Annotated in this window: 21 protein-coding genes; 7 read left to right on the forward strand and 14 right to left on the reverse strand. The window is 34.5% G+C overall.

Going from position 1 to position 22,393, the window contains the following annotated elements:
• The first annotated feature begins 236 nt into the window (after positions 1 to 236).
• Positions 237 to 404, forward strand: coding sequence for a DUF4044 domain-containing protein (locus tag ACEN33_RS03100; RefSeq protein WP_138403682.1), 168 nt, complete (start codon positions 237 to 239; stop codon positions 402 to 404).
• A 55-nt stretch (positions 405 to 459) separates the two neighbouring features.
• On the opposite strand, the gene ACEN33_RS03105 is transcribed toward ACEN33_RS03100, so the two are convergent.
• The 4 genes from ACEN33_RS03105 to rpmG all read right to left on the reverse strand — a co-directional run bounded on the left by ACEN33_RS03105 (position 460) and on the right by rpmG (position 2,494).
• The gene (locus ACEN33_RS03105) at positions 460 to 855 is read right to left on the reverse strand and encodes a rhodanese-like domain-containing protein (RefSeq protein ID WP_407090681.1); all 396 of its coding nucleotides are present in this window, start codon (positions 853 to 855) and stop codon (positions 460 to 462) included.
• Between the two features lie 48 nt (positions 856 to 903).
• The gene (locus ACEN33_RS03110; protein WP_407094546.1) at positions 904 to 1,599 is read right to left on the reverse strand and encodes a rhomboid family intramembrane serine protease; all 696 of its coding nucleotides are present in this window, start codon (positions 1,597 to 1,599) and stop codon (positions 904 to 906) included.
• The gene (locus ACEN33_RS03115; RefSeq protein ID WP_407094547.1) at positions 1,583 to 2,173 is read right to left on the reverse strand and encodes a 5-formyltetrahydrofolate cyclo-ligase; all 591 of its coding nucleotides are present in this window, start codon (positions 2,171 to 2,173) and stop codon (positions 1,583 to 1,585) included. Before ACEN33_RS03115 ends, ACEN33_RS03110 begins: the two co-directional genes overlap by 17 nt.
• Positions 2,174 to 2,341: 168 nt before the next feature.
• The gene (gene rpmG / locus ACEN33_RS03120) at positions 2,342 to 2,494 is read right to left on the reverse strand and encodes a 50S ribosomal protein L33 (RefSeq protein ID WP_138403678.1); all 153 of its coding nucleotides are present in this window, start codon (positions 2,492 to 2,494) and stop codon (positions 2,342 to 2,344) included.
• A gap of 254 nt (positions 2,495 to 2,748) precedes the next feature.
• On the opposite strand from rpmG, the gene ACEN33_RS03125 reads away from it, so the two are divergent.
• Together ACEN33_RS03125 and ACEN33_RS03130 are read left to right on the forward strand one after the other, a co-directional pair.
• Entirely contained in the window at positions 2,749 to 3,147 is a 399-nt protein-coding gene (locus tag ACEN33_RS03125; protein WP_407090684.1) for a hypothetical protein, read from the forward strand.
• 13 nt (positions 3,148 to 3,160) lie between these two features.
• A complete protein-coding gene (locus ACEN33_RS03130; RefSeq protein WP_407094136.1) occupies positions 3,161 to 3,811 on the forward strand; it encodes a hypothetical protein in 651 nt (216 codons plus the stop codon).
• A gap of 96 nt (positions 3,812 to 3,907) precedes the next feature.
• On the opposite strand, the gene ACEN33_RS03135 is transcribed toward ACEN33_RS03130, so the two are convergent.
• The gene (locus ACEN33_RS03135) at positions 3,908 to 6,028 is read right to left on the reverse strand and encodes a peptidoglycan D,D-transpeptidase FtsI family protein (protein ID WP_407094548.1); all 2,121 of its coding nucleotides are present in this window, start codon (positions 6,026 to 6,028) and stop codon (positions 3,908 to 3,910) included.
• Positions 6,029 to 6,220: 192 nt separating this feature from the next.
• Here ACEN33_RS03135 and ACEN33_RS03140 point away from each other — a divergent pair, with 192 nt between their 5' ends.
• Both ACEN33_RS03140 and ACEN33_RS03145 read left to right on the forward strand, forming a co-directional pair.
• On the forward strand, positions 6,221 to 8,884 hold the full coding sequence (locus tag ACEN33_RS03140) for a YfhO family protein (protein WP_407094549.1): 2,664 nt from the start codon (positions 6,221 to 6,223) through the stop codon (positions 8,882 to 8,884).
• 149 nt (positions 8,885 to 9,033) lie between these two features.
• Positions 9,034 to 9,933, forward strand: coding sequence for a DUF1189 family protein (locus ACEN33_RS03145; protein ID WP_407090688.1), 900 nt, complete (start codon positions 9,034 to 9,036; stop codon positions 9,931 to 9,933).
• A 53-nt stretch (positions 9,934 to 9,986) separates the two neighbouring features.
• Here ACEN33_RS03145 and ACEN33_RS03150 read toward each other — a convergent pair whose 3' ends face one another.
• Entirely contained in the window at positions 9,987 to 11,303 is a 1,317-nt protein-coding gene (locus ACEN33_RS03150) for a DEAD/DEAH box helicase (protein ID WP_407094550.1), read from the reverse strand.
• A 179-nt stretch (positions 11,304 to 11,482) separates the two neighbouring features.
• On the opposite strand from ACEN33_RS03150, the gene zwf reads away from it, so the two are divergent.
• Positions 11,483 to 12,922 (forward strand): glucose-6-phosphate dehydrogenase, encoded by a 1,440-nt coding sequence (gene zwf, locus ACEN33_RS03155; protein WP_407090690.1) that lies wholly within the window; start codon positions 11,483 to 11,485, stop codon positions 12,920 to 12,922.
• A gap of 53 nt (positions 12,923 to 12,975) precedes the next feature.
• Here zwf and ACEN33_RS03160 read toward each other — a convergent pair whose 3' ends face one another.
• The 7 genes from ACEN33_RS03160 to ACEN33_RS03190 form a co-directional block, all read right to left on the reverse strand.
• Positions 12,976 to 13,956, reverse strand: coding sequence for a DHH family phosphoesterase (locus tag ACEN33_RS03160; protein WP_407090691.1), 981 nt, complete (start codon positions 13,954 to 13,956; stop codon positions 12,976 to 12,978).
• Positions 13,957 to 13,979: 23 nt separating this feature from the next.
• Entirely contained in the window at positions 13,980 to 15,299 is a 1,320-nt protein-coding gene (locus tag ACEN33_RS03165; RefSeq protein WP_407090692.1) for a DRTGG domain-containing protein, read from the reverse strand.
• Positions 15,300 to 15,385: 86 nt separating this feature from the next.
• Complete coding sequence (locus ACEN33_RS03170; RefSeq protein ID WP_407094551.1) at positions 15,386 to 16,189, reverse strand: ZIP family metal transporter; 804 nt, start codon at positions 16,187 to 16,189, stop codon at positions 15,386 to 15,388.
• 12 nt (positions 16,190 to 16,201) lie between these two features.
• Positions 16,202 to 17,317 carry a DNA polymerase IV gene (gene dinB / locus ACEN33_RS03175; protein ID WP_407094552.1) on the reverse strand — a complete coding sequence of 372 codons (1,116 nt, stop codon included), beginning with the start codon at positions 17,315 to 17,317 and terminating at the stop codon, positions 16,202 to 16,204.
• A gap of 154 nt (positions 17,318 to 17,471) precedes the next feature.
• Positions 17,472 to 17,843: a preprotein translocase subunit YajC gene (gene yajC, locus ACEN33_RS03180; RefSeq protein WP_407090892.1), complete on the reverse strand. Its 372-nt coding sequence runs from the start codon at positions 17,841 to 17,843 to the stop codon at positions 17,472 to 17,474.
• Between the two features lie 71 nt (positions 17,844 to 17,914).
• Positions 17,915 to 19,060, reverse strand: coding sequence for a tRNA guanosine(34) transglycosylase Tgt (gene tgt / locus ACEN33_RS03185; protein ID WP_407090893.1), 1,146 nt, complete (start codon positions 19,058 to 19,060; stop codon positions 17,915 to 17,917).
• Positions 19,061 to 19,075: 15 nt separating this feature from the next.
• Positions 19,076 to 19,852 carry a glutaminyl-peptide cyclotransferase gene (locus ACEN33_RS03190; RefSeq protein WP_407094553.1) on the reverse strand — a complete coding sequence of 259 codons (777 nt, stop codon included), beginning with the start codon at positions 19,850 to 19,852 and terminating at the stop codon, positions 19,076 to 19,078.
• Positions 19,853 to 19,922: 70 nt separating this feature from the next.
• Here ACEN33_RS03190 and ACEN33_RS03195 point away from each other — a divergent pair, with 70 nt between their 5' ends.
• Complete coding sequence (locus ACEN33_RS03195; RefSeq protein ID WP_407090895.1) at positions 19,923 to 20,549, forward strand: lysophospholipid acyltransferase family protein; 627 nt, start codon at positions 19,923 to 19,925, stop codon at positions 20,547 to 20,549.
• A 55-nt stretch (positions 20,550 to 20,604) separates the two neighbouring features.
• Here the strand turns inward: ACEN33_RS03195 and ACEN33_RS03200 are convergent, their stop codons facing one another.
• Positions 20,605 to 22,392: an ABC transporter ATP-binding protein gene (locus tag ACEN33_RS03200; protein ID WP_407090896.1), complete on the reverse strand. Its 1,788-nt coding sequence runs from the start codon at positions 22,390 to 22,392 to the stop codon at positions 20,605 to 20,607.
• Position 22,393: the final 1 nt, after the last annotated feature.

The following is a 22,393-nucleotide window of genomic DNA, read 5'->3' on the forward strand; positions in this document are numbered from 1 at the left end:
AAACAAGAGAATCGTAAGAAGGTTCATTTAGTTAAAATCTACTTCGAGAACGCACTATTTTGTAGAAAAATTCCCAATTTTTCCAAGAACGATTAATTTATTCAAGAAACCAGCTTAAATTATAGAGGTATGAATTATTCAGGTTATAGTCTATTCATAATTGTTCTCTATGATTGATTTGACGTTTTTTATATTTACAATTATAATAATGGCTACAAAAGTGAGGGATATGCAATATGGCTAAATCGAAAAAAAGAAATTGGAATAAACTTGCGGCTCAATCGAATAAAGGTAAAAAATCAAAGATGGATCGAATTGTTAGATTTGTCGCAATTGCAATGGTAGTAATTATGCTAGCTTCAGTTGTTATAAGTTTAATGGTTAGTTTATCTACATTTAACTAAAGCAAAAGACACGTCACATCTTTTCAGATGTAGCGTGTCTTTTTTCAATAGTCGATTATAGTTCTGATTTAACTTTTCCAGTCCAACTTGAAAAGCCACCTTTTAAGATATAAATCTTATCATAGCCTTCTTTTTTTAAGATATTGGCTGCTCTTGATGCATAATTCAATGCATCATCATATAAATACACAGGTTTATCCTTACGGATTTCTCTGAATCTTTGCTTAAACTGTGACATCGGTATACTTCTTGCTCCTAATATATGATTAGCATCAAATTCTGGTGTTTCTCTCACATCAATAATTTGAACTTTACGGATGTTCTCTCTAATCTCATGACTTTCAGCCATTTCTGCGGATTGTTTACGCATCACCCATAATACTAACAAATAAATCCCATAAGCAACTAAACCGATAGCGATTAACGCTAAAAGAAATAATAAAATATTCATTTCCTACCTGACTCCTCTATTTTCATTTATTATCATTTATTTAAAATATTAACTTAAAATCCGATTACGACCGATAAATACTAGTATCAGTGCGATCACGAGCATAGCTAAAATAGCTAGTAGACGATTTATCCTTGTTAATGTTCGCTTTGATCCAAAACCAACCGCAAACGTCATTAAAGCACCAAATATCGCCCCACCAAGATGTCCCCAATTATCAATTCCTGATGTAAATAAACCATTCAAGAAATTCAATACTAGTAAAACTGTGAATGTACTCGCCCTTTGTTTAAATATGGGTGAATCGGGGTTTAAATACGCTAACACTAAGTAACTCGCAAACATCCCAAATATTGCCGTGGATGCCCCTGCAGAAACATTCACGTTAAATGCAAAGGAAAATAAGTTTCCCCCAATCGCCGAAATTAAGTAAATTAATGCAAATTTACCGTGACCGTGTATCTTCTCTAAATCCATACCTAAAAAATACAATGAAATTCCATTCATTAAAATATGTGAAAAACCGATATGGATGAAGGCCGCAGTTAATAGTCGCCACCATTCATTAAAGATAATCACCGCGGGTGAAAAGTTGGCTCCCATCTCAAGTAATGCCATAATATCCGTTGTTGTATGATACTTTAATAGCATAAATACGTAGACAGCGACATTAATACCTAAAAATATATAGGTCATAAATGGTCTATATTGCTTTTGATTATACACTTTAAATTGATTGTTCATCAAATTCTCCTTTTCCTGGAATAATCAGCTTTTTAATCGGAATATCGTGCGCCTCAACCTTCCATGATACATTAGGGTAAAGTTGCTCATTAAAGATGAGTGACACGGTATCGATATTAGCACCTGCAAGGGCTCTATCATAATAGCCTCCACCGAAACCAATCCGATAGCCATTCTCTTGATAAGAAACACCTGGGACGATTAATAAATCAATCTCTTCTATATGAATGCTTTTTGCATCACTTTTCGGTTGTCTGATTTTTCTTTGAACCGTTTCTAATTGAGTTTCGTCTTGATATTCACGAAAGCTTAATTGATAATTAGCTTCTATTCTAGGCAAATATAATGAACTATTTGTTAATTTAAATATCTCTTCCATAATTAATGGCGTGTTAATTTCAGGATGAAAACCGTAATAAAAACCAATCGATTGAAATTGATTAGCATTTATATAATTGATTAATTGCTCGCTTAAATTGGCTTCTAGCTTCTTGCGATGATTTTCATCCATGGCTTTCAGTGAAGCGAGCGTTGAACATCGAATTTTTACCTTTTCACTTATATTATCTCTCATTTGTATCCGCTCTCCTCCCATGCACTCATGTATTCTACCATAGTTTGCCCCTAGTAAACCATAGTAATTCAGTTAAATTACATGATGCTTTTAATGGATTAAAATATAAGCAAAAAAATACAGAGATCCTCGATTTCTCGATGAATCTCTGTATCGTGTTATATAGACTTATTTTTTAACTTCTCTGTGAAGTGTAACTTTGCGATCACGAGGGCAATATTTATTTTTCTCTAAACGATCAGGGTTGTTACGACGGTTTTTATTTGTTAAGTAATTACGTTCTCCACACTCAGTACATTCTAAATTAATATTAATGCGCATTATTATCCCTCCAAACTTAATTGAGTTTTGATTTTTAATGTATTCTCTATACAATACCAAAATATTATATCACAAAATGTGCAAGTAACAAATATTATTTTCAAAAAACTCTTTATATTTTGCTCTTTTCCATATATATTGGTAAAATGAATTTAAATTATTACGAATCTGTAACATGCTTAGAGTTGAATCTTGTTGCAGATTTGATAAAATTATATGAAGTAAGAATACAAACTCACGGAAAGAGGTGCTTTATGGACATTTGGATTTTAGTCATTGCCTTATTAGTCATTGCAATTATCTTATTAATTGCTTCATTCTTCGCAGGAGATGACCAAGATGTTACTGAGCAAATGAATGAATATACAGTTCAACAATCAGAAGAGTTATACGCAATCAAAACTCGTTTAGCTGAACTTGAAAAATCTCAAAACACACCATATAACGAAACAGTTGTATATAATTCAACTGATGAAGTATACGATGAAGAACTTGTAGAATCACAAGAGATAGAAGAAGTTTCAGATAATCAACACGAAATGATTATCCGTCTTTACTCTCAAGGTTATACAATGCATGAAATCAGTCAAGAAGTTCAATTGAACTCAGTAACGATTCAAAAAGTTATTGACGATTATATTGAAAATCGTTAGAAAGGAACATTCGATGAAAAAAAACACATTACGTTCATTAGGTATCGGATTTCTTTCTGCCGGCATTTTATCAGGCGCTTTCGCCATTTTTGTTCAAGGTCAAGCCCCAGTTGAAGGGTTACAAGTTAACTCTCTACTCGGCTCTGGCGATCAAGAGCAGATAAGTCAATATGAAGAACAAGTAAGTTCTTTAGTTGTAGAGCGTGATTCATTAAATGAATCACTATCTTCTGGAGGTAATCAAGACGAATCATCTGCGCAAAAACAGATAAGCAGCTTAACAGAAGCTAACGAATCACTTGTTGCTCAACTTGATAATACTGGCACGGAAACAAATAACGATGAATCTGATACAGAGACAACGGACATTGGTACTGACACAGATACTGAAGCTGATAATTCAGTTTCAGAAACAGGTGAAGTAACCGAAGCTCAACCAGACTTAGAAGGCAGCTTCACGATTGCTTCAGGCGAAGCATCTAGTGAAATTGCTGCTCGACTAGAATCAGACGGATTTATTGACTCAGCTGACGAATTCCAAAGCTTATTAGATGAGTGGGATTTAAATGCTGTGATCCAAGCCGGAGATTTTGAATTGAATTCTGATATGAGTATTCACGATATCGCTTCAATGATTACAGATGGAGCATATTACTACTATTAATATAAAGAATTTAGCTTTGTGGATTAAATTTTACCCACAAAGCTTTTTTTGTACAAAGAAACACCCACTTCCATTTAGAAAGTGGGTGTGTTTCTATTAGTTAATTTCTTGAGTAGCTGGACTATCTAAGTATGTTTCAATTGTCCCACTTGTTTCAGCTTGTATTTCGAAATAAGCGTTCATAACTTGGTGGGCAACACGAGTACTTTCACGTCCCCAGTTTTCTTCTTCTAAATATGGAATAACTACTGAAATAGCAATTTCTGGATCATCAAATGGTGCAAAACCAATATATGTCGCGTTAGTTACCGGTTGATTTTGTGCATATTGGATCGGGCCAGAATAGAATGCCTCTGTAGTCCCTGTCTTAGATCCAACTTCAATTGGGTAATTCATGAATAGATAACGCGCAGTGCCGTCAAGTGTGTGCGATACTTGTCTCATCCCTTCATGAATTCGCTCCATCGCTGCTTCATCAATTGGTATAACATTCATGATTTCAGTTTCATTCGATGATTTAACAGAACCTAATTCTCCATTCGCATCCGTTCCACGTATTTCTTTAACTAGTCTAGGTGCATAACGTATACCGCCATTAGCGATAGTTGCTGCGTATTGTCCTAATTGTAAAGGTGTATACAGGTCAAATTGTCCATAGGATAAATCGAGTGCACTTACAAGTTGATCACTTTCTGGACTAAATCCAGCTGATTCAACAGGCAAGTCAATTCCGGTAGTTGTTCCTAAACCAAACTGAGCTAAATAATCACGTATGATATTGATTGTGTTATCATGAATAGATAAGCGGTCATTTTCTTCATAAGTCATCTGCCCACCAATCATCATCGCTAATTTAATCATATAAATATTCGATGATTTTTGTAAAGCTTCAATATCATCAATTGGCATTTCGCCAGTACGGTTAAATACTGATGTTTTTACTTGTGAGGCTTGGAATTTCAACGGCTCATCCACTAGGATATTATTATCTAAAGAAATAACATTTTCCATGTAACCTGTAGCTACCATGGCAGGTTTTATACTTGACCCCATACCATAACTCGTATTAATCGCTCCAAGTGTATCATCAACGATTTTGTCCGTATAATAAGAATCTGTATCTTCATTGTATTCAAATCGTTTTCCTGAGATACCTAAGATATCCCCGTTTTTTGGATTTGATGCAACGATGTATACACGGTCATTCAGTCCTTGTTGTTCCATCGTTCTCAATGAATTTTCAGCAATTTCATCTAGTTTACTTTGGAATTCAGAATTGATTGTCAGAACCAAATTATCCCCTTTAGTTCCTTTATATAACATATCATTTTCTAAGATATCATCTGAAGAATCTGTCACAAAGTTAAATAATGATTTTGTACCTTTTAGGGTATTCTCATATTCTTGTTCAAGATAACTCATTCCAACACGGTCATTCATAGCATAACCACGACGAAGTAATTCTGGAGCTAATTCACTTGGTATACCGCCCTGTTCAGTTGAAACTTGACCGAAGATCGATCTAAGCATTTCTCCCATTGGATATACACGTTGCCAATCGGTCCCAATACTAATACCAGGCAATTGACTTAATTGTTCAGATACACGTGCAACCTCTTCTTTTGTCACATTTTGATTTTTCACTGTGACGGTCGATAAGGCATAGGCACTATTCATTTGTTTAAATAATGCCGCAATCTTCATTTCAGCGTTACTAAATTGAATATCTTCATCCGTAACGTATTCCAATTGGACGCTATATAACTCAGGTCCAGGCAATAATAACTCATCTTCAGTTAAACGACTATTAACTAAGTCTTCATTCTTAATAATGAAATAATCTTTTAAATCACGTTCAGTTAAATTAGACGTTGGAACTTCAATTAATGAAGCAAGTTGTGTTGCAATATCTACTATATCTTGAGCCGACACTCTTGAATCACGATCACGTGTATAAAGAATGGCTTGCTCCGGTCTATTACCCACTAAAATATTCCCATTACTATCGTACATCATCCCTCTGGGTACTGAACCAGTTGATAACGTTGATTCGGTTCGTTCTACCATATTGGAGTAACGTTCACCACTATATAATTGAATATATCCTAATCGGATAAATAACACAGTAAACACCAAAAACGAAATAAAAAACAAGAGATTCAATCGTCCAGGTATATGCGAACGTGTTTTCTTTTGCTTTATTTTGTAAAGTGCCATTTATCTTCTCCCCTCTAATAGTTTAAATTCACCTGATTATTATATCAAACAATTAATCAAAATTGTATCAAAGCCAAAGAGTAACATCAATCTTTATTTAATCTTCATAAATTTTACACACTAAAAAGATGATTACCAGATTTTTCTTTGTTAGTATATGATAGGATTATTAATTTCGTTAGGAGTCACAAAATGATAAATAAATTTAAACCATATTTATTAAATAGTTTTTTTGTATCGATTTTCTTTATCGGGCTTGCAATAGTTTTTCAATTTGCGCCTTTTGGTAAAGATACAATGCTTACTGTTGATTTAGGTCAACAATATATTGATTTCTTTAGTATGTATAAAGAAACTTTAACCCATTCGCCTGAAATGCTCCTTTACAGCTTTGAAAAAGCGATAGGTGGAGAAATGATAGGTTTATGGGTATACTACTTGTTGAGTCCCTTTAATTTGATTTTTTTATTATTTAACGAGTCAAACTTTGAAATAGCAGTAACGTTAATTACTTACCTCAAATTACTGGCAAGTAGCTTAACATTTATGTACTTCTCGCGTCAGAAATATGACTTAAGTACGCTTCCATCAATCATTTTTAGCTTATCCTATACTTTCATGAGTTATACCATTGTGTATCAGTTAAATATAATGTGGTTAGATGGCTTAGTATTATTACCGCTTATTGCCTTAGGTTTGGATCAATTAATAAGTGGAAAGAGTCGCTTACTTTATGTTGGTTCGTTAGCAATTATGTTAATTGCGAATTATTATATCGCTTATATGATTTGTCTTTTCTTAGCAATATATGCACTCTTTGTCATCGTCGAAAAACAAAATGCATTCAACATTAAAGAAACGATTGTCTCATACTTCCGATTTGGAATTCATTCAATCATCGCAGCTTTAATAGCTGGAATTACCCTTATTCCGACCTATGTCTCTCTAACCCAAAACAAAGGAAGTTACATGGAATTTGAGTTAGATTGGGAAGTTGCTCATACAATTCAAGATATTGCGTCAAAACTATTCGTTGGTAGTTTCAACTTTGATGAAATGTCTTCAGGTTCTCCTAATATCTATGCTGGGATGTTAGTTATCTTCTTTGTAGGTCTTTTCTTTATTAATAAAAAAATTAAATTGTCTGAAAAAATCGTTGCTATATTGATTTTTACAGTGTTTGGACTTTCTTTTAGATTTGATTTATTTAATAAACTTTGGCATGGCGGACAATTCCCAATTTGGTATCACTTTAGATTCTCGTTCACGACAAGTTTCTTTCTACTTGTAATGGCCATTAAAGCCTTTAAGAACCAACCAAAGCATTTCCCGCTTGGTGTATTAATTACTGCCATTGTTGCGATGGCTTTATTCTCTGGTTATTATTTATGGATTGATGAATATACTTTCTTAAATAATATTAACATCTTTATTTCTCTGGCTTTCTTCTTGGCCTTTGTCGTAATTAATCAATTAGAAAGACCTAAAAAAATCATTCTAAACTCGATACTGTTAATATTTGTCTTTAGCGAACTATTCATTAATGCGTATATTATTATGTCAGATATTAATTATGTACAACAATCGAAATTTGAAGATTATACTGAAACACTAAACCAAAGTTTAGCTGGTTTACGTCATCCAAATAATGATTTCTATCGAATAAACAAAACATTTATGCGTACTAAAAACGAAGCGATGTATACACACTATAGTGGTATGGATCACTTTGGCTCTACCATCGAAGCGCATGTCCCTGAGTTATATGGTTATCTTGGCTTACCTGATGGTAATGGCTTTGCAACCTATACTAACGGCACGCTATTCTTAGATGATTTCTTTAATATTCGTTATTTCTTAGCCCCAACGACGAATTCGAGCGAACACACAGCGGACGAAGGTTATGTCTTATATCCAGAAGCCACTGATTTAGATATGGAATTCCACCCTATCTCGACTCAATATTCAAGGGTAAAAGTATACGAAAACGAAAGAAACTTTGGTATTGGCATGGAAGTGAGTTCAAATATTGCCAATGATGGAATTGATTTTACATCACATAGACCTATTGAAAACCAAGAATTATTATTAAGTCTCATAGATTATAACGGTAATGGCGCTCCTTACTTTACAGAGCATGACTTTACGGATGTCACTTATGAAAATGTCGAAGTAAGGGATACCGGAGATGGAGATTATTATACATATGTTGATACAACAGAAAACGATGCGCAAACACCGAGAATCCGTTGGCATTTTGAAACAACTAGTCGAAACCCATACTACTTTAGTATACCAAGTCAGTTCTCAAGTAAGAATGTTTCGTTTGATTTAAACTCTAATCATTATCGATTCTATTCACCATTTAGGAGACGTCAAGTTTACAACGCCAGTTATGACACTGTTCGTGAAGATCAATACTTTGATGTAGAGCTTGAGGAAGAAGAATTGCAAGCAAATTTACTTGAATTATACGAATTTGACTTAGAGCGTTATGAAGAGATGATGGATACTAAAGAAGATAATAAGTTTAATGTGACCCAGTCTAGTCACAATCACATCAAAGGAAATATTTCCATTGAACAAGATGACGCTTATGTCTTATTCACGATCCCTTATGATGCAGCTTGGGACATAACTGTGGATGGCACAAGTGTTGAACCGGTAAGTGTATTAAGTGATACTTTAATGGCGATACCTATGACAAGTGGTCAACACAATGTTGAATTAACTTACTTCCCTCGTTCGATTGTCTTTGGAGGCATATCGAGCTTGATTGGTATAATCAGTTTAGTAGGTATTATTTATTGGGATAGAAAGACCTCTCAAAAAAATATCAGCGTGGAAACTGACTAAATTCAGATCATACATAAATAACTTGAGTACACATTGATTTAATATAAATAAGTTACTATTTAAAGAAAGGCAAAGTCATAAATTTACTTGATAATTCAATTGACTTTGGTATGATAAATTAATGAATTTAATTAGTAAAGGACGGTTCAATGAAGAAAATATTTAATTTACTTAAACTAGGGTTAAAGAACCCTCGCTATTATATTGAATCGATAAATGTGCCGTGGAAATATATTCATTTGGTTGCTTTTGGTTCGATATTAGCAATGACACTAGCGATGTTTGTTAATATTATTCCAGTTTTTTCACAAATTTCAGATGACTTCTCTAACGCTGTTGAGTATATTCCAGAGTATTCTTTATCAGAAGGAACTTTGAATATAGCTGAAGGAGAAAAACCACTCTATTATCAATCCGATTCAGTGCAAATTGTCATTGATGATTCCGTCAATACAGAAATGGGCTTTGAAACTGAAATTCCCGCTGAACAAAGAGAAATGTTGATGCCTAGTTCCCCTTTTGGGATCTTTATTATTGAGGATTACGCCTTTCTAACTGTTGGTGAGGTTGTTCAAGAAATCCCAGGTTATGATTATCTTTTTGCAAACAATCATCGCTTTGAATTATTCTTAAATTATATTGTTGAAGAATCATTTTCAATTAATACAATGATGTTTGTAGTAATGCTAGTGACTGCTTTCTTCGTTTACTGGTTCCAAATTATATTAATCAGTATTATGGCTGGTTTCTTTAATGTTCGACTGACTAGAGCCATTAATTTCAAAGCAAGACTGAAGTTAACAGTTGTAATCTCATTTGTGCCAATTCTATTACTGGAGTTAATGTCGATACTGATTCCGGGATTCGTCGCAACACAGTTTACTTTAGCTGCTATTACTTTATTCCTATTGTATCTTGCTTTTAAAAACCATACTAAATTTATTCATACTATTATGAATAACCTTGATGAAATCGATACAATCGATTTAGACTTTAAAGATGATACTGAGAGTCAAGACAACGATGACAATAATGATGAAGAAAAATAAATTTAACAAAATTAAAACCAGCTTCCACTAAAATTTGGAAAGCTGGTTTTTTGTTATTTCTTGCGGCTATTTTGTCGTTCTTGTGTTCGTTTATGTGATTGGATTTGTCGATCTAATTTTTTCTTATAGCCTGGTTTTACTTTACGTTTTTTATTACGTTGAATCATACCTTTAATCACAGTATCTTCATTTTTCTTTTTGTCTTCACGTTTTGCACGAGCATTTCTAGCTTTAACTTCTCTAATTTCACCTTTTATGATGTCAACGTGCTCAAATTCAATCCCTTTTTTCTCTAAAGTATGAATGTCACGTTCATTGTCAGGCTCAATTAAAGTATAAGCAACACCTTTAATATTGTTACGTCCGGTACGACCAACTCGGTGGATAAAGAATTCTAATTCAGTAGGAATTTCCATATTAATAACCATAGACGTTCCTGGAATATCAATACCACGGGCAGCTAAATCTGTCGCGACGACATATTGGAATTCTAGATCACGAATTTGTCGCATCACTCTTTTACGTTCTCTAGGTGTTAGTCCGCCATGAATCGTCGCTACTTTTAGTCCCTTATTTTTTAAGAAATGACTGACTTCATCGGCATATTGCTTTGTGTTACAGAAGATCAGTGCTAAATATGGCTCACCCATTGTTAGTAAGGAATAAGCTATCTCCGCTCTATCTCTGCCCCGCGTATAGATTAAGTAATTCTCAATCATATCAGCGATTACACCTTGATTATCGATTTCGATTACTTTTGGTGCCGTCATATATTTATTTAAGAACACTTCTAATGTTTGAGGGATTGTTGCTGAGAAAACCATGATTTGTAATTCTTCCGGCATTCTTGAGGCAATCTCGTCTACTATCGATAAAAATCCTAAATCCATTGTCATGTCAGCTTCATCAACAACGAATGTTTTGGTTGATTGAACCCAAAGTGCATTTTCAGACATTAAGTCGAAAATTCTCCCCGGAGTACCAATAACTAATTGAGGTTGTTCATTATTTTGTAATTTCTCAAGTTGACGTTGCTTATCAGTACCTCCGATATAACGCACGACTTTGATTGGTTTTTCTGAAAATTCAGCAAGTTGAATTGCTACATTATATAATTGTTCTGCTAATTCTCTACTTGGTGCAGTAACTACTGCTTGGACTTCATTTGCATCTGCATCAATTTGGTTTAAGATGGGCACTAAAAAACTATGTGTTTTTCCTGAGCCGGTTTGGGATTGAACAATTAAACTTTGTCCATCTAAAGCTTGTGGAATAACTTCTTCTTGAACAGGCGTTAAAGTTTCAAAGTGAATGTCTAATAACGCATCTTGAATAAATTGTTTCAATGGTAATTCTTTAAATAATTTCATAATATACTCCTTTCACTGTACTTTTTACTAACATGTCAAATTATACAAGTATCGGTTAAAAAAAACAAACCATAGTAATATTAGAATAAAATGAACAAATTATTAGATTTTTTTCTCCTTAAATTGTAACTAGGTCATTTTTAAGCTATAATATTGGTTGTTACAGATGGAGGGATTTCATGGAAAAATATCGTTTACTCATTACATTGTTCGGAGCTACGGGTGATTTAGCTGCCCGTAAGTTATTTCCAGCAATATATCGATTATACAAAAACAATTATATATCTGAACATTTTGCATTAATAGGAACTGCTCGTCGCCCTTGGACAGACGATTATTTGCGTGAGGTAGTCCTAAACAGTATTAAAAATGAAATTGATGACCAAGCACATGCTGAAGAATTTGCATCACACTTCTATTATCAATCACACGATGTGAATGATGAAGATGAGTATCATAATTTACAAGAATTAGCTTTAGAGTTAGAGGAAAAGTATCAAACACAAGGGAATCGAATCTTCTATATCTCACTCTCGCCTAGTCTATTCCCTATAATTACGCAGCATATTAAAGGTTCTGGCTTAGCTACGGAACAAGGTTATAACAGATTAATTATCGAAAAACCATTCGGAAATGACTTTAATTCAGCCAATGAATTACAAGAACAACTTCAAGTTTCTTTTGAAGAAAATGAAATTTACCGTATTGACCATTATTTAGGAAAAGGTTTTGTTAAGTCACTCCTAAATTTACGCTTTAGTAACATCATGTTAAAGTCAATTTGGAATAAAGAGAATATCGATCATGTTCAAATTACGCTTGCTGAAGAAGTTGGTGTTGAAGATCGTGGTGACTACTATGAAAATAGTGGTGTATCTAAAGACATGATACAAAATCATGCACTTCAAATGCTTTCATTAGTTGCTATGAACGAACCAAAGGACGATGAGCCTGAGTCGATTCGTCAAGAAAAAATTCATATCTTAAAAAATCTACATCAATATGATTCTGTTGCTGAATTACAAGAAAATGTCGTTCGAGGCCAATATGGAGCGAGCGAATCCAATGAGTACAAAGCATACCGTGATGAAGATAAGGTAGATGCTGAGTCAACCACTGAAACATATTTCGCAGCCAAAGTTTTAATTGATTTACCAGAATGGGAAGGTACACCTTTCTATATTCGCTCTGGAAAGCGACTAGAAGGAAAATATACAACGATTCATGTCCAGTTTAAAGCAACTAAAGAAGGTGTACCTAGCAATAGATTAATGATTGAAATTAATCCAGACCTAGCTTATCGACTTTATTTAAATCAAGAAACGATCGGTTATACTAATGAATTAAAACAAATTGAATTGTCATACTCACCAGATGAGGAAGAAATTAATGCAATGCCTGCAGATTACGAGCGTCTAATCTTAGCATGTATTCAAGGGAATTTAAATAACTTTAATCACTGGCTTGAAGTTGCACATGATTGGAAATTTGTTGATAATATTCAGCGATTATGGAAAGAGGCACCGAAACCTGATTTTCCAAACTATCCAGCAATGTCTAGTGGGCCAAAAGCTGCTGATGATCTCATTAATAAACAAGGCTTTGATTGGTTTGATTAAATAAAATACAAAGTAAAAGACCAAGTTGACTCAAAATCAACTTGGTCTTTTCTCTATTCACTTATGTTATCTAAATATTCTTGCGCTGCTTTCCCTAAATCCTCTAATAATTGACTCATTTCCTCTTTGCTATAGACCGAGGCACCACTTGCTTTAGGATGGCCTCCACCATGGTATTTAGCCGCTATTTCGTTGATTGCTGGTCCTTTTGACCGCACACGAACTCTCCAATATGGATGGCTACCTTCTTGTTCAATAAATAAAGCCCAAGTATTCACACCCATTATACTCCCTGGAATTCCGACAGCGACATTCGCCTCTTCTTCAGTAATTCCGTAACGTTTTAAATCAGCTTGATTAATTATGATGTGAGCCACACCATTGTCTGTAATTTCTAATTGGTCTAAGACAAAGCCTTGAAATTTCGCTTGTTCCATTGATTTTGTATTGAATCGGTCATTGATAATAAAGTGATCAATCCCTTGTTTAAGTAACTCTGCTGCTGTTGTTAGTGTTGTCGCACTTGTTGAATCATATTGAAAACGTCCAGTATCGCCGACAATACCAGCATATAGCATAAATGCAGCCTCTTTTGTTAGAGGTAACGCCTCTCCCAATTCAAGTGAAATATTTGCGATAATTTCACTACATGAACTTGCTTTTGTATAAACCATTTCTAAATCGCCATAACTATCCACATCAGGATGATGGTCTATTTTTACAAGTTTTGCCCCTTTATTATACCGCTTATCTTCAATTCTAGGATAATTGGCTGTATCAACAACAATGACTAAGGCATCTTCATAATCTGAATCTGCAATCTCGTCCATGTCACCCATCCAAGATAACCCTTTTGACATCGTTCCAGCTGCTAGCACTTTTTTGTTCTCAAAAGCATTCTTAATTAGATACTTTAAGCCAAGTTGTGAGCCAAATGCATCTGGATCGGGTCTCACATGTCGATGAATAATAATTGTGTCATGTTTTTTAATGTATGTTAATAATTCTTGTACTTTCTCAGTTTCTAAATACATAGTCTATCCCTTCTATAACTCATTTACTTTGTTTCAATAACTTGGGTCGTAATAATTGCTTTTGCAACTAAAGAATTCTCGTGGAAAACATTGACTTCAATTAGGGCTGTTCGTCTATTCTGATTGAAAATATCAACTTTAAATTGAATTAAATTCCCCATTTGAATTAATTTGAAATAATGCAAATCAATCTTTTCAATAATATGATTTTGATTTGTTGTATCATAAAATTTTTGATAAGCAGAATGCGAAATTAATTCACAAAGAACACCATAAGAAATCGTTCCTAAACTGTTTAACATTTGTGGTTGGACAACAACGTGGTAGTCATACTTATGTTCTTGTGTTTTTAAGATATATTCTTCAATGTGCATAATAATATCATCTTCAAATGTATTAACAATTTGTGGTTGCTTTTGAATCATTTGAATATTACGCATAATATCTTGACGTGAGACAACGCCTATTAATTCCATATTATCTTCTATAACAGGAATCATCTCAATATCTTCACGCACCATCAGTTGTGAGACACTTGCGACAGTCATATGTTTTTGAACAGTCACTAAATCTTTAGTCATGACTCTTTCAATTAGGACTGATTCAGATTTCCCTATGAGGTCTTTCGCCGTCACAACTCCGATCAAACGGCTGTTATGATGGACTGGAAAGCGTGAAAGTCCAGATTTACGTGAAAGCTCGTAAAATGTGTTCACAGTATCTTGAGCCGTTAATGCAGGCGTTTGATCAATCGGCGTAAAGATATCGGCAATAGTCATAATTTCTTTCTTTATTTCTTGGTCTGCCATAGAACGGTTAATAATCGTCGCCACTGTAAATGAATCAAAAGGCGTCGAAATAACTGGTAATTTCTTCTCGTTAGCAAGCTCCACGATCTTATCACTCGTATCAAAGCCACCTGTAATTAGGACAGCGACATCATTCTCTAACGCCAATTGTTGAACTTCTTCCCTGTTTCCCACGATGATGAGTGAATTAGGTACAAAATATCTTTTAACGTCATTTTCTTGCATTGCGCCAATAATGAATTTATTAAGGTGACGATCTAAACCTTCTTCCCCACCTAGAACAGTTCCTTCGATTATTGAAACCATTTCATTAAAGCGTAACATTTCTGGTAAAAACTTTGATTTCTTCTCAATACGGATTGTTCCAACTCTCTCGATTGTTGAGACAATACCCAGTGTTTCAGCATCTTTAATTGCTCGGTAAGCCGTTCCTTCACTCATATTCAAATGCTTGGCGATGCCTCGAACGGATATTTTCTTGCCAATGGGAAGTGTTTCGATATATTGTAGTATTTGATCATGCTTTGTAGTCACTAAATCCCTCCAGATTAATAAAAAACTGTTATACTGTAATTTGATATTTACAGTATAACAGTTTATTTACAGATTGAAAATAATTATTAACCTAAGGCCACATCTAATATCATCATTAGGACAAAACCACCAATTAATGCTAAAGTTGCTTCATCCGTATGGTTAGAGGATTGTGATTCAGGTATTAATTGCTCAACAACCACAAAAATCATTGCTCCAGCTGCGAAAGCAAGTGCATAAGGTAATATTTCTTGAACAACTAGAACGGCTGCTGCCCCAATAACAGCTGAAACTGGTTCAACAACCGCTGATAACTGTCCCATTTGAAATGCTTTTCGTTTTGTTCTTCCGTCCGCATATAATGGTAATGATAAGGCTGATCCTTCAGGTATATTTTGTAAACCGATACCAATAGCTAATGCAATGGCTCCAGTTAAAGTCGCTCCAGCATTACCAACGCCTGCTGCCGCGAAGGCAACACCTAAGGCAAGTCCTTCTGGAATATTATGTATGGTTACGGCTAAGAATAACATCATCGTCTTCGGTAATTTTCTATTATCTGAGTCTCCATGGTCTTCAGATAAATGCGTATGCGGAACTGTGTAGTCAAGGAGTCTTAAAAATAAACCTCCTACCACAAAGCCGACTGCTACGGGTAACCAAGACGGTAACGATGATGAGCTAGATTCAGCATATTCTAAAGCAGGTGCTAGTAACGACGAAAAAGATGCTGCGATCATCACTCCTGCTGCAAATCCTTGCATAATTGCCAAAAAGCGATCATTCACTTCTTTAAAAAGAAAAACAAATGAAGAGTCAAATAATGTACAAAGCCAAGTAAATATTCCTGCAATTAATGCTTGAAAAATTGTATTACTAAATAATGCCATATATATATTCTCCTAGTCTAAGTCAAGTTTAATTGATGTATATAAAGGGTGGTCAAAATTTGAAAAAGTCACACCTAATAATCGAATGGTCCGGTCAAGATGTCCATGCTCTTCCCAAATTTCCTTAGCTAATTCTATACTTTTTTCAACAGACTCAATCGATTCGATAGATTGCATTTGTCGAGTAATTGTCTCGAAATTATCGTATCGAATTTTCAAAGTAATCGTATGTGCTCTCATATCAGAAATATGATGTCGATTGTCCACCTTGTGTATCAATTTAACTATATTATCTACTACTTCAGACTCTAATTCAAGAAATACTGAGAAGGTTCTTTCTCTTCCAATTGATTTTCGTTCGCGCTTATTATTCACAGGTGTATTATGAACGCCTCGCACTTTAAAATATAAGGAATAGCCCATTTTACCAAAGTTATCAATTAATTCATCGAGTGACTTTTCATATAAATCTTCTCCAGTGAAAATTCCCATATCATGGAAATTCGGGAGTGACTTCTTCCCTACTCCATGAAATTTATCGATACTTAATTCTTTTAAGAATTGAACTGCATCTTTTGGTTCAACTAAGGTAATTCCGTTTGGTTTATTATAGTCTGAGGCAATTTTTGCGATGAATTTATTATAAGAAATCCCCACAGAACAAGTTAAACGCGTTCGGCGGTAAACTTCCTCCTTTATCTCCATAGCCATGATTGTCGCACTCTTCATATTCTTTTTATTATTCGTTACATCCAAATAAGCCTCATCTAGAGATACAGGCTCAATTAAATCAGTATATTCATTAAATATTTCTCTAATTTGCATCGATATTTCACGATAGTAATTTAAATCTCCTTGGATAAAGACAGCATTAGGACAACGCATATAGGCTTCTTGAGCAGACATTGCAGAGTGAATACCATACTTTCTTGCTTCGTAATTACAGGTTGATACAATCCCTCGTCCGCCGGTAAGTTTGGGATGCTTTGCTATAACAACAGGCTTATTCTTTAATTTAGGATTATCTCTCACTTCAACACTGGCATAAAAGGCATCCATGTCGACATGGAGAATTTTTCTTGATATATCGGGTTCAACTTCATCAAAAGATAAAATACCATATTGCACGCAACTCACCTCACTTTATTGTATATATTATACAAACACTTGTTCGTAAAATCAATCTCTATTGTTTAAGTAACATTTGTAAATAACATTATTTATTGACAAAAAAATGCTCCAAGAAATCCCTTATACAGGAATTCTTAGAGCTTTATTGAAATTAAAGAGTGCTTTCAGTTTCATCGCTTTCTTCAGCGAGGTCTTCTTGGTTTTCTTCGCGAGCAATATCGTTCGCTACTTCAATTTCGTTTTGACGATTTACAATATTACCACCTTGAGTAACAGTTGCAATAGCACCTAATGTAAATGTTAAATATACACCTTCACAATCAAGTACGACTGTTTGACTACTTTGGCTCACTTCATCTACTACACCATGAAGTCCTCCGATAGTCACTACTGCGTCACCTGGTTTCATGTCATTTAACATCTCTTGTTTTTTCTGTGCCTGTTTCTTTTGTGGTCTTATTAGCATAAAGTACATTACTGCGAATAAAACTATAAACGGCATAAAACTTAGAATAAATTCCATTAACGTTTGTCATCCTTTCATTTTTTAAGCATAAAGACAGTGTATCAAAAATTCAGACATTTAGCCACAATCTAGAAGTTTTTTGCGTTCGGTTTGTTATATCCGTATTTTTCGAAGAAATCTTCTCTAAATTCAAGTAATTGGTCGTCCATGATCGCTTTTCTAACATTTCGCATTAATTCTAACAAAAAGTAAACATTATGAATCGATGCTAAACGCATGCCAAATAGTTCATCTGTCTTAATTAAATGTCTTACATAAGCACGCGTATAATTGCGGCAAGTGTAGCAATCACAATTCTCATCAATCGGTCTGAAATCGCGAGCATACTGAGCGTTTTTCACTACTAAACGTCCATTACTTGTCATACAAGTTCCGTTTCTTGCGATACGTGTTGCAAGAACACAGTCAAACATATCAACTCCACGTATAACACCGTCAATTAAAGCATCCGGTGAGCCAACTCCCATTAAGTAACGAGGTTTATCTTTAGGTAATTCTGGAGTTAAGTAATCTAAGACACTATTCATCTCCTCTTTTGTTTCACCTACAGATAATCCACCAATAGAATATCCAGGGAAATCAAGTGATACAAGATCTCTAGCGTGTTGAATACGTAAATCTTTATAACCCGCACCTTGAACGATACCGAATAAAGCTTGGTCTTCTGGCCGTTGATGTGCTTTAAGTCCACGCTCAGCCCAACGAGTTGTTCGGTAAATCGAATTTTTAACATAGTCATAACTGTGATGGAAGTCCGGACATTCGTCGAAGCTCATAATAATATCCGCTCCAAGAGCATTTTCGATTTGAATTGCTTTTTCAGGTGTTAAGAATAATTTCTCTCCACTAATATGATTTCTAAAATGCACGCCCACTTCTTCAATTTTACGCATATCACTTAATGAGAAAACTTGGAAACCACCAGAATCTGTTAAGATTCCACGGTCCCAGTTCATGAACTTATGTAAGCCCCCTGCCTCTTCAACAATATCTTCTCCCGGTCTTAACCATAGATGATATGTGTTACTTAAGACAATTTCAGCACCCATATCTTTTAATTCTTCCGGTGATAAACCTTTGACCGTTGCCAATGTTCCAACGGGCATATAAATGGGTGTTTCAAAACTTCCATGAGGTGTATGTAAAATGCCTAATCGCGCGCCTGTATTTTTCTCTTCTTTAATTAATTCATATCTAATTGCTGGTTCTGTCATAATATTTCCTTTCTATTATTGCTTTAATTCAATCTTAAATATAACCGGATACAGTTTCCCCGTAATATAAAACTGATTGCCTTCAATATGAGCAATTCCATTAAGAGAGTCTATTTCATCCAACTCTTGGTCTGTCAAATTATCTTCGAGAACTTCAGTCAGGTCATACTTATATGTTATGATACCCGTTTTTGGATCGATGACAATGATTTCATTAGTATACCATACATTTGCATAAATATATCCGTTAGCAAATTCCAACTCATTGATTTCTTCTATTAATTGGTCATTATAAGTCACATCAATTGTATCATTCACTTCAAAGGTGCTAGGATCTCTTTTTTCAAGGACACTCGTTCCATCTGACATCCAAAGGACATCTTCTTGGTCGTCATAAGCTAATCCCCAGCCTTCGCCTTCATAATCTACGGTATCAATTATTTCTAAAGTTTTTTTATCTCTTTTAAATGTCACGCCACTACGCCATGTCAGTTGCCACACTGCATCTGAAGTAACTGTCAGACCTTCCCCGAACAATTCTTTATCTAATTGATCAACGACATCATAATGACCTGTGTCTAAATCTAAATAACCTATCTTTGATTCACCGTACAAACCTGTTCCTAGCAGTAATTCGCCTGCTTCATTTAATTCAAAGCCTTGTGTGAACGCAGTCGAATCGCTTGGATGAATTGACAAAAGTTCATATTCATCTTGAGAAGCCACTGGAATTATTGGTATAATACAATGAACGCAAATTAATAATGTTATTTTGTGAATGATTTTCTTCATAAAAACTCCTTTAACCCAACCTGATAATATAGTAATTTTATCATATTTTTTAATAGAAAGGTCGTTAGTAATGAATCTCTATTCATTTTTATTATTTATAGTCAAATACATTGTATACATTTTTAATGGGAAACCCTATGTCGTTGGCCAGGAAGATTTATCAAAGGATGTCGCAATTATTGCATCAACCCACCGTCACTGGTTAGACCCAATTATCTTAGCAATGGTTGTTGAGCCAACTGAGATTGCTTTCATGGCTAAAGATACTTTATTTAAGAATAAAATCTTCCGCTATTTGTTGCCGAAATTAAATGTTTTCCCAGTCAAAAGAGAAAAACCATCACCGATGTCACTTCGTCGTGGTGTTGAGGTCATGAACGAAGAGAATAAACATCTAGGAATTTTCCCTACAGGCTCACGCTACTCTACTGAAGTAAAAGGTGGAACTGCCTTTATCCAAAGGCTGAGTAAGAAGGATATTGTTCCAATTGCTTTGCAACCCCCAATGAATGCGAAAGAATTTTTCTTCCGTAAGAAAGCAAAAGTAGCCATTGGCGAACCTATTTCTTTCGATGATTCTAAAAAATATACTCGAGAAGAACTGAAACAAATTGATCTTGCGATTGCAGAGGCTTTCGATAAATTAGACAGACAATTGGATCCTGATTACGAATATATCCCAAGTAAAAAAGACTAATAAAAAGACATCTAACTTTCCTTCTAATTTGAAGGAAGCTAGATGTCTTATTTTTTTAGTTTTTAGTCTGTAGTCGATACATTTGATAGTATGTCCCTTTTTTCTCAATCAATTCATCATGATTCCCTTGTTCGATAATGTTACCTTTATCAAGAACAATAATTTGATTGGCATCTCTAATCGTACTTAATCGGTGAGCAATCGCAATAGTTGTTCGGTTTTGACGCATCTTCGCTAAACTTGCCTGAATATACTCTTCTGTTTCCGTATCAATATTAGCTGTCGCTTCATCAAGTATTAAAATCTTTGGATCTCGTGCCATCGTTCTAGCGAATGAAATTAATTGTTTTTCACCACTTGAATAACTAGCTCCTCGTTCAATAACTCGGTGCTCATAGCCATCTGAATGTTTTTCAATAAACAAGTTAGCATTTACAAAGTGTGCCGCTTCACGAATTATTCGATCTGATATTGAATGGTCTAACAAACGAATATTTCGATTCACATCCCCATAGAATAAGAAAGAATCTTGAAGAACTAACCCGATATCTTTTCTTAATTCTTCATAAGGAAACTCACGAATACTATGCCCGTCAATTAAAACATCTCCTGATTGAAACTCATAAAATCGCATTAAGACATTAATAATTGAACTCTTACCACTTCCGGTATGTCCGACAATCGCAACCGTTTCTCCTGGATTAACAGTGAAACTAATGTTGTTTAATACATTTTGATTTCCATCATAAGAGAATGTTAAGTTTTTAAATTCAATTTTTGCATCTTTGATTTTAGCATCTTCATGAACAATTTGTTCCGGCACATATTCCTCATGATCCAGTACACGCAGAATACGTGAACTTGATACTACCCCATCTTGAAGTAAACTTAAACTATCCATCATCATTCCCATTGGTCTAAAGAATTGTGAACTATATTGAACAAATGCATAAATCACACCTACTTCTAATATACCATTTAAGTATTGTCTACCTAAGAAGTAGATTACTAAAGCTAAGGATAATCCTTCTAATAAACTAATAACACTCATTAATAGGAGTGCATTCATTTTTACCATTTCATAGCGCGCGCCAAAATGTTTTTCATTTTGTTCATCAAATTCACTAATAATTCGTTTCTCTTGACGGAAATGTTGAATAACATTCATCCCAAGAATAGACTCATTAATTTTAGTATTTAATCGACTTAAATTCTCACGCATTGAGCGATATACCTGTGAACTATAACTTTGATAATACCAAATAATTCCTATCATAATTGGAACAAAGATTAAGAATAACTTTGCCATACTTGGATTCATTAAATACATCCCAATGAATACTGAAATGACCGTTACGAGCCCTTCAAACAATGCATAGAATGTATTCCAAAAGTTTTTCAATGTTTCTGTATCGTTTGTTACGCGAGAAACGATCGATCCACCTGGAGTTTGGTCAAAGTATCGCATTCCTAACGTATTAATTTTAGTAAATATTGTATCTCGGACGTTTTCAACTGTCTTTTCAGCAGCCATATTGAATAAATACGTCGATAAATAATTCGATACACCTTGTAATAGAAGTAAGAAACCATAAGTTAAAGCAAATGTTGTCGCTATTTGTACAGTAACGTCTAGATGTGTCAAATGATCATCAATAAATGTTTGAATTACTCTTGGCATAATAACAGAAACAGCTACTGTGACTGATGTAAATAAGATAGCAACTAAGAACGTCTTCCAATATGGTTTTGCGAAAGCAAAAATTCGTTTCGTTACGGTAAATTGCTCTCTCATGGACATTTTTCTTGCCCAAGCTGATTCATGTTGAACTTTACTTGCCATT

Origin of the sequence: Ruoffia sp. FAM 24228 (assembly GCF_045528575.1) — a bacterium.
In the GTDB taxonomy this organism is placed as follows: Bacteria; Bacillota; Bacilli; order Lactobacillales; family Aerococcaceae; genus Ruoffia; species Ruoffia halotolerans.

Excerpts from the sequence above, each read along its gene's own strand:
- ACEN33_RS03145 (WP_407090688.1), top strand. The coding sequence starts at position 9,034 with ATGAAGAAAATATTTAATTTACTTAAACTAGGGTTAAAGAACCCTCGC.
- yajC (WP_407090892.1), bottom strand. The coding sequence starts at position 17,843 with ATGGAATTTATTCTAAGTTTTATGCCGTTTATAGTTTTATTCGCAGTA.
- ACEN33_RS03130 (WP_407094136.1), top strand. The coding sequence starts at position 3,161 with ATGAAAAAAAACACATTACGTTCATTAGGTATCGGATTTCTTTCTGCC.
- ACEN33_RS03135 (WP_407094548.1), bottom strand. The coding sequence starts at position 6,028 with ATGGCACTTTACAAAATAAAGCAAAAGAAAACACGTTCGCATATACCT.
- ACEN33_RS03190 (WP_407094553.1), bottom strand. The coding sequence starts at position 19,852 with ATGAAGAAAATCATTCACAAAATAACATTATTAATTTGCGTTCATTGT.
- ACEN33_RS03115 (WP_407094547.1), bottom strand. The coding sequence starts at position 2,173 with ATGAGAGATAATATAAGTGAAAAGGTAAAAATTCGATGTTCAACGCTC.
- zwf (WP_407090690.1), top strand. The coding sequence starts at position 11,483 with ATGGAAAAATATCGTTTACTCATTACATTGTTCGGAGCTACGGGTGAT.
- tgt (WP_407090893.1), bottom strand. The coding sequence starts at position 19,060 with ATGACAGAACCAGCAATTAGATATGAATTAATTAAAGAAGAGAAAAAT.
- ACEN33_RS03125 (WP_407090684.1), top strand. The coding sequence starts at position 2,749 with ATGGACATTTGGATTTTAGTCATTGCCTTATTAGTCATTGCAATTATC.
- ACEN33_RS03170 (WP_407094551.1), bottom strand. The coding sequence starts at position 16,189 with ATGGCATTATTTAGTAATACAATTTTTCAAGCATTAATTGCAGGAATA.
- ACEN33_RS03200 (WP_407090896.1), bottom strand. The coding sequence starts at position 22,392 with ATGGCAAGTAAAGTTCAACATGAATCAGCTTGGGCAAGAAAAATGTCC.
- ACEN33_RS03140 (WP_407094549.1), top strand. The coding sequence starts at position 6,221 with ATGATAAATAAATTTAAACCATATTTATTAAATAGTTTTTTTGTATCG.
- ACEN33_RS03160 (WP_407090691.1), bottom strand. The coding sequence starts at position 13,956 with ATGTATTTAGAAACTGAGAAAGTACAAGAATTATTAACATACATTAAA.
- ACEN33_RS03150 (WP_407094550.1), bottom strand. The coding sequence starts at position 11,303 with ATGAAATTATTTAAAGAATTACCATTGAAACAATTTATTCAAGATGCG.
- ACEN33_RS03100 (WP_138403682.1), top strand. The coding sequence starts at position 237 with ATGGCTAAATCGAAAAAAAGAAATTGGAATAAACTTGCGGCTCAATCG.
- rpmG (WP_138403678.1), bottom strand. The coding sequence starts at position 2,494 with ATGCGCATTAATATTAATTTAGAATGTACTGAGTGTGGAGAACGTAAT.
- ACEN33_RS03105 (WP_407090681.1), bottom strand. The coding sequence starts at position 855 with ATGAATATTTTATTATTTCTTTTAGCGTTAATCGCTATCGGTTTAGTT.
- ACEN33_RS03110 (WP_407094546.1), bottom strand. The coding sequence starts at position 1,599 with ATGAACAATCAATTTAAAGTGTATAATCAAAAGCAATATAGACCATTT.
- ACEN33_RS03195 (WP_407090895.1), top strand. The coding sequence starts at position 19,923 with ATGAATCTCTATTCATTTTTATTATTTATAGTCAAATACATTGTATAC.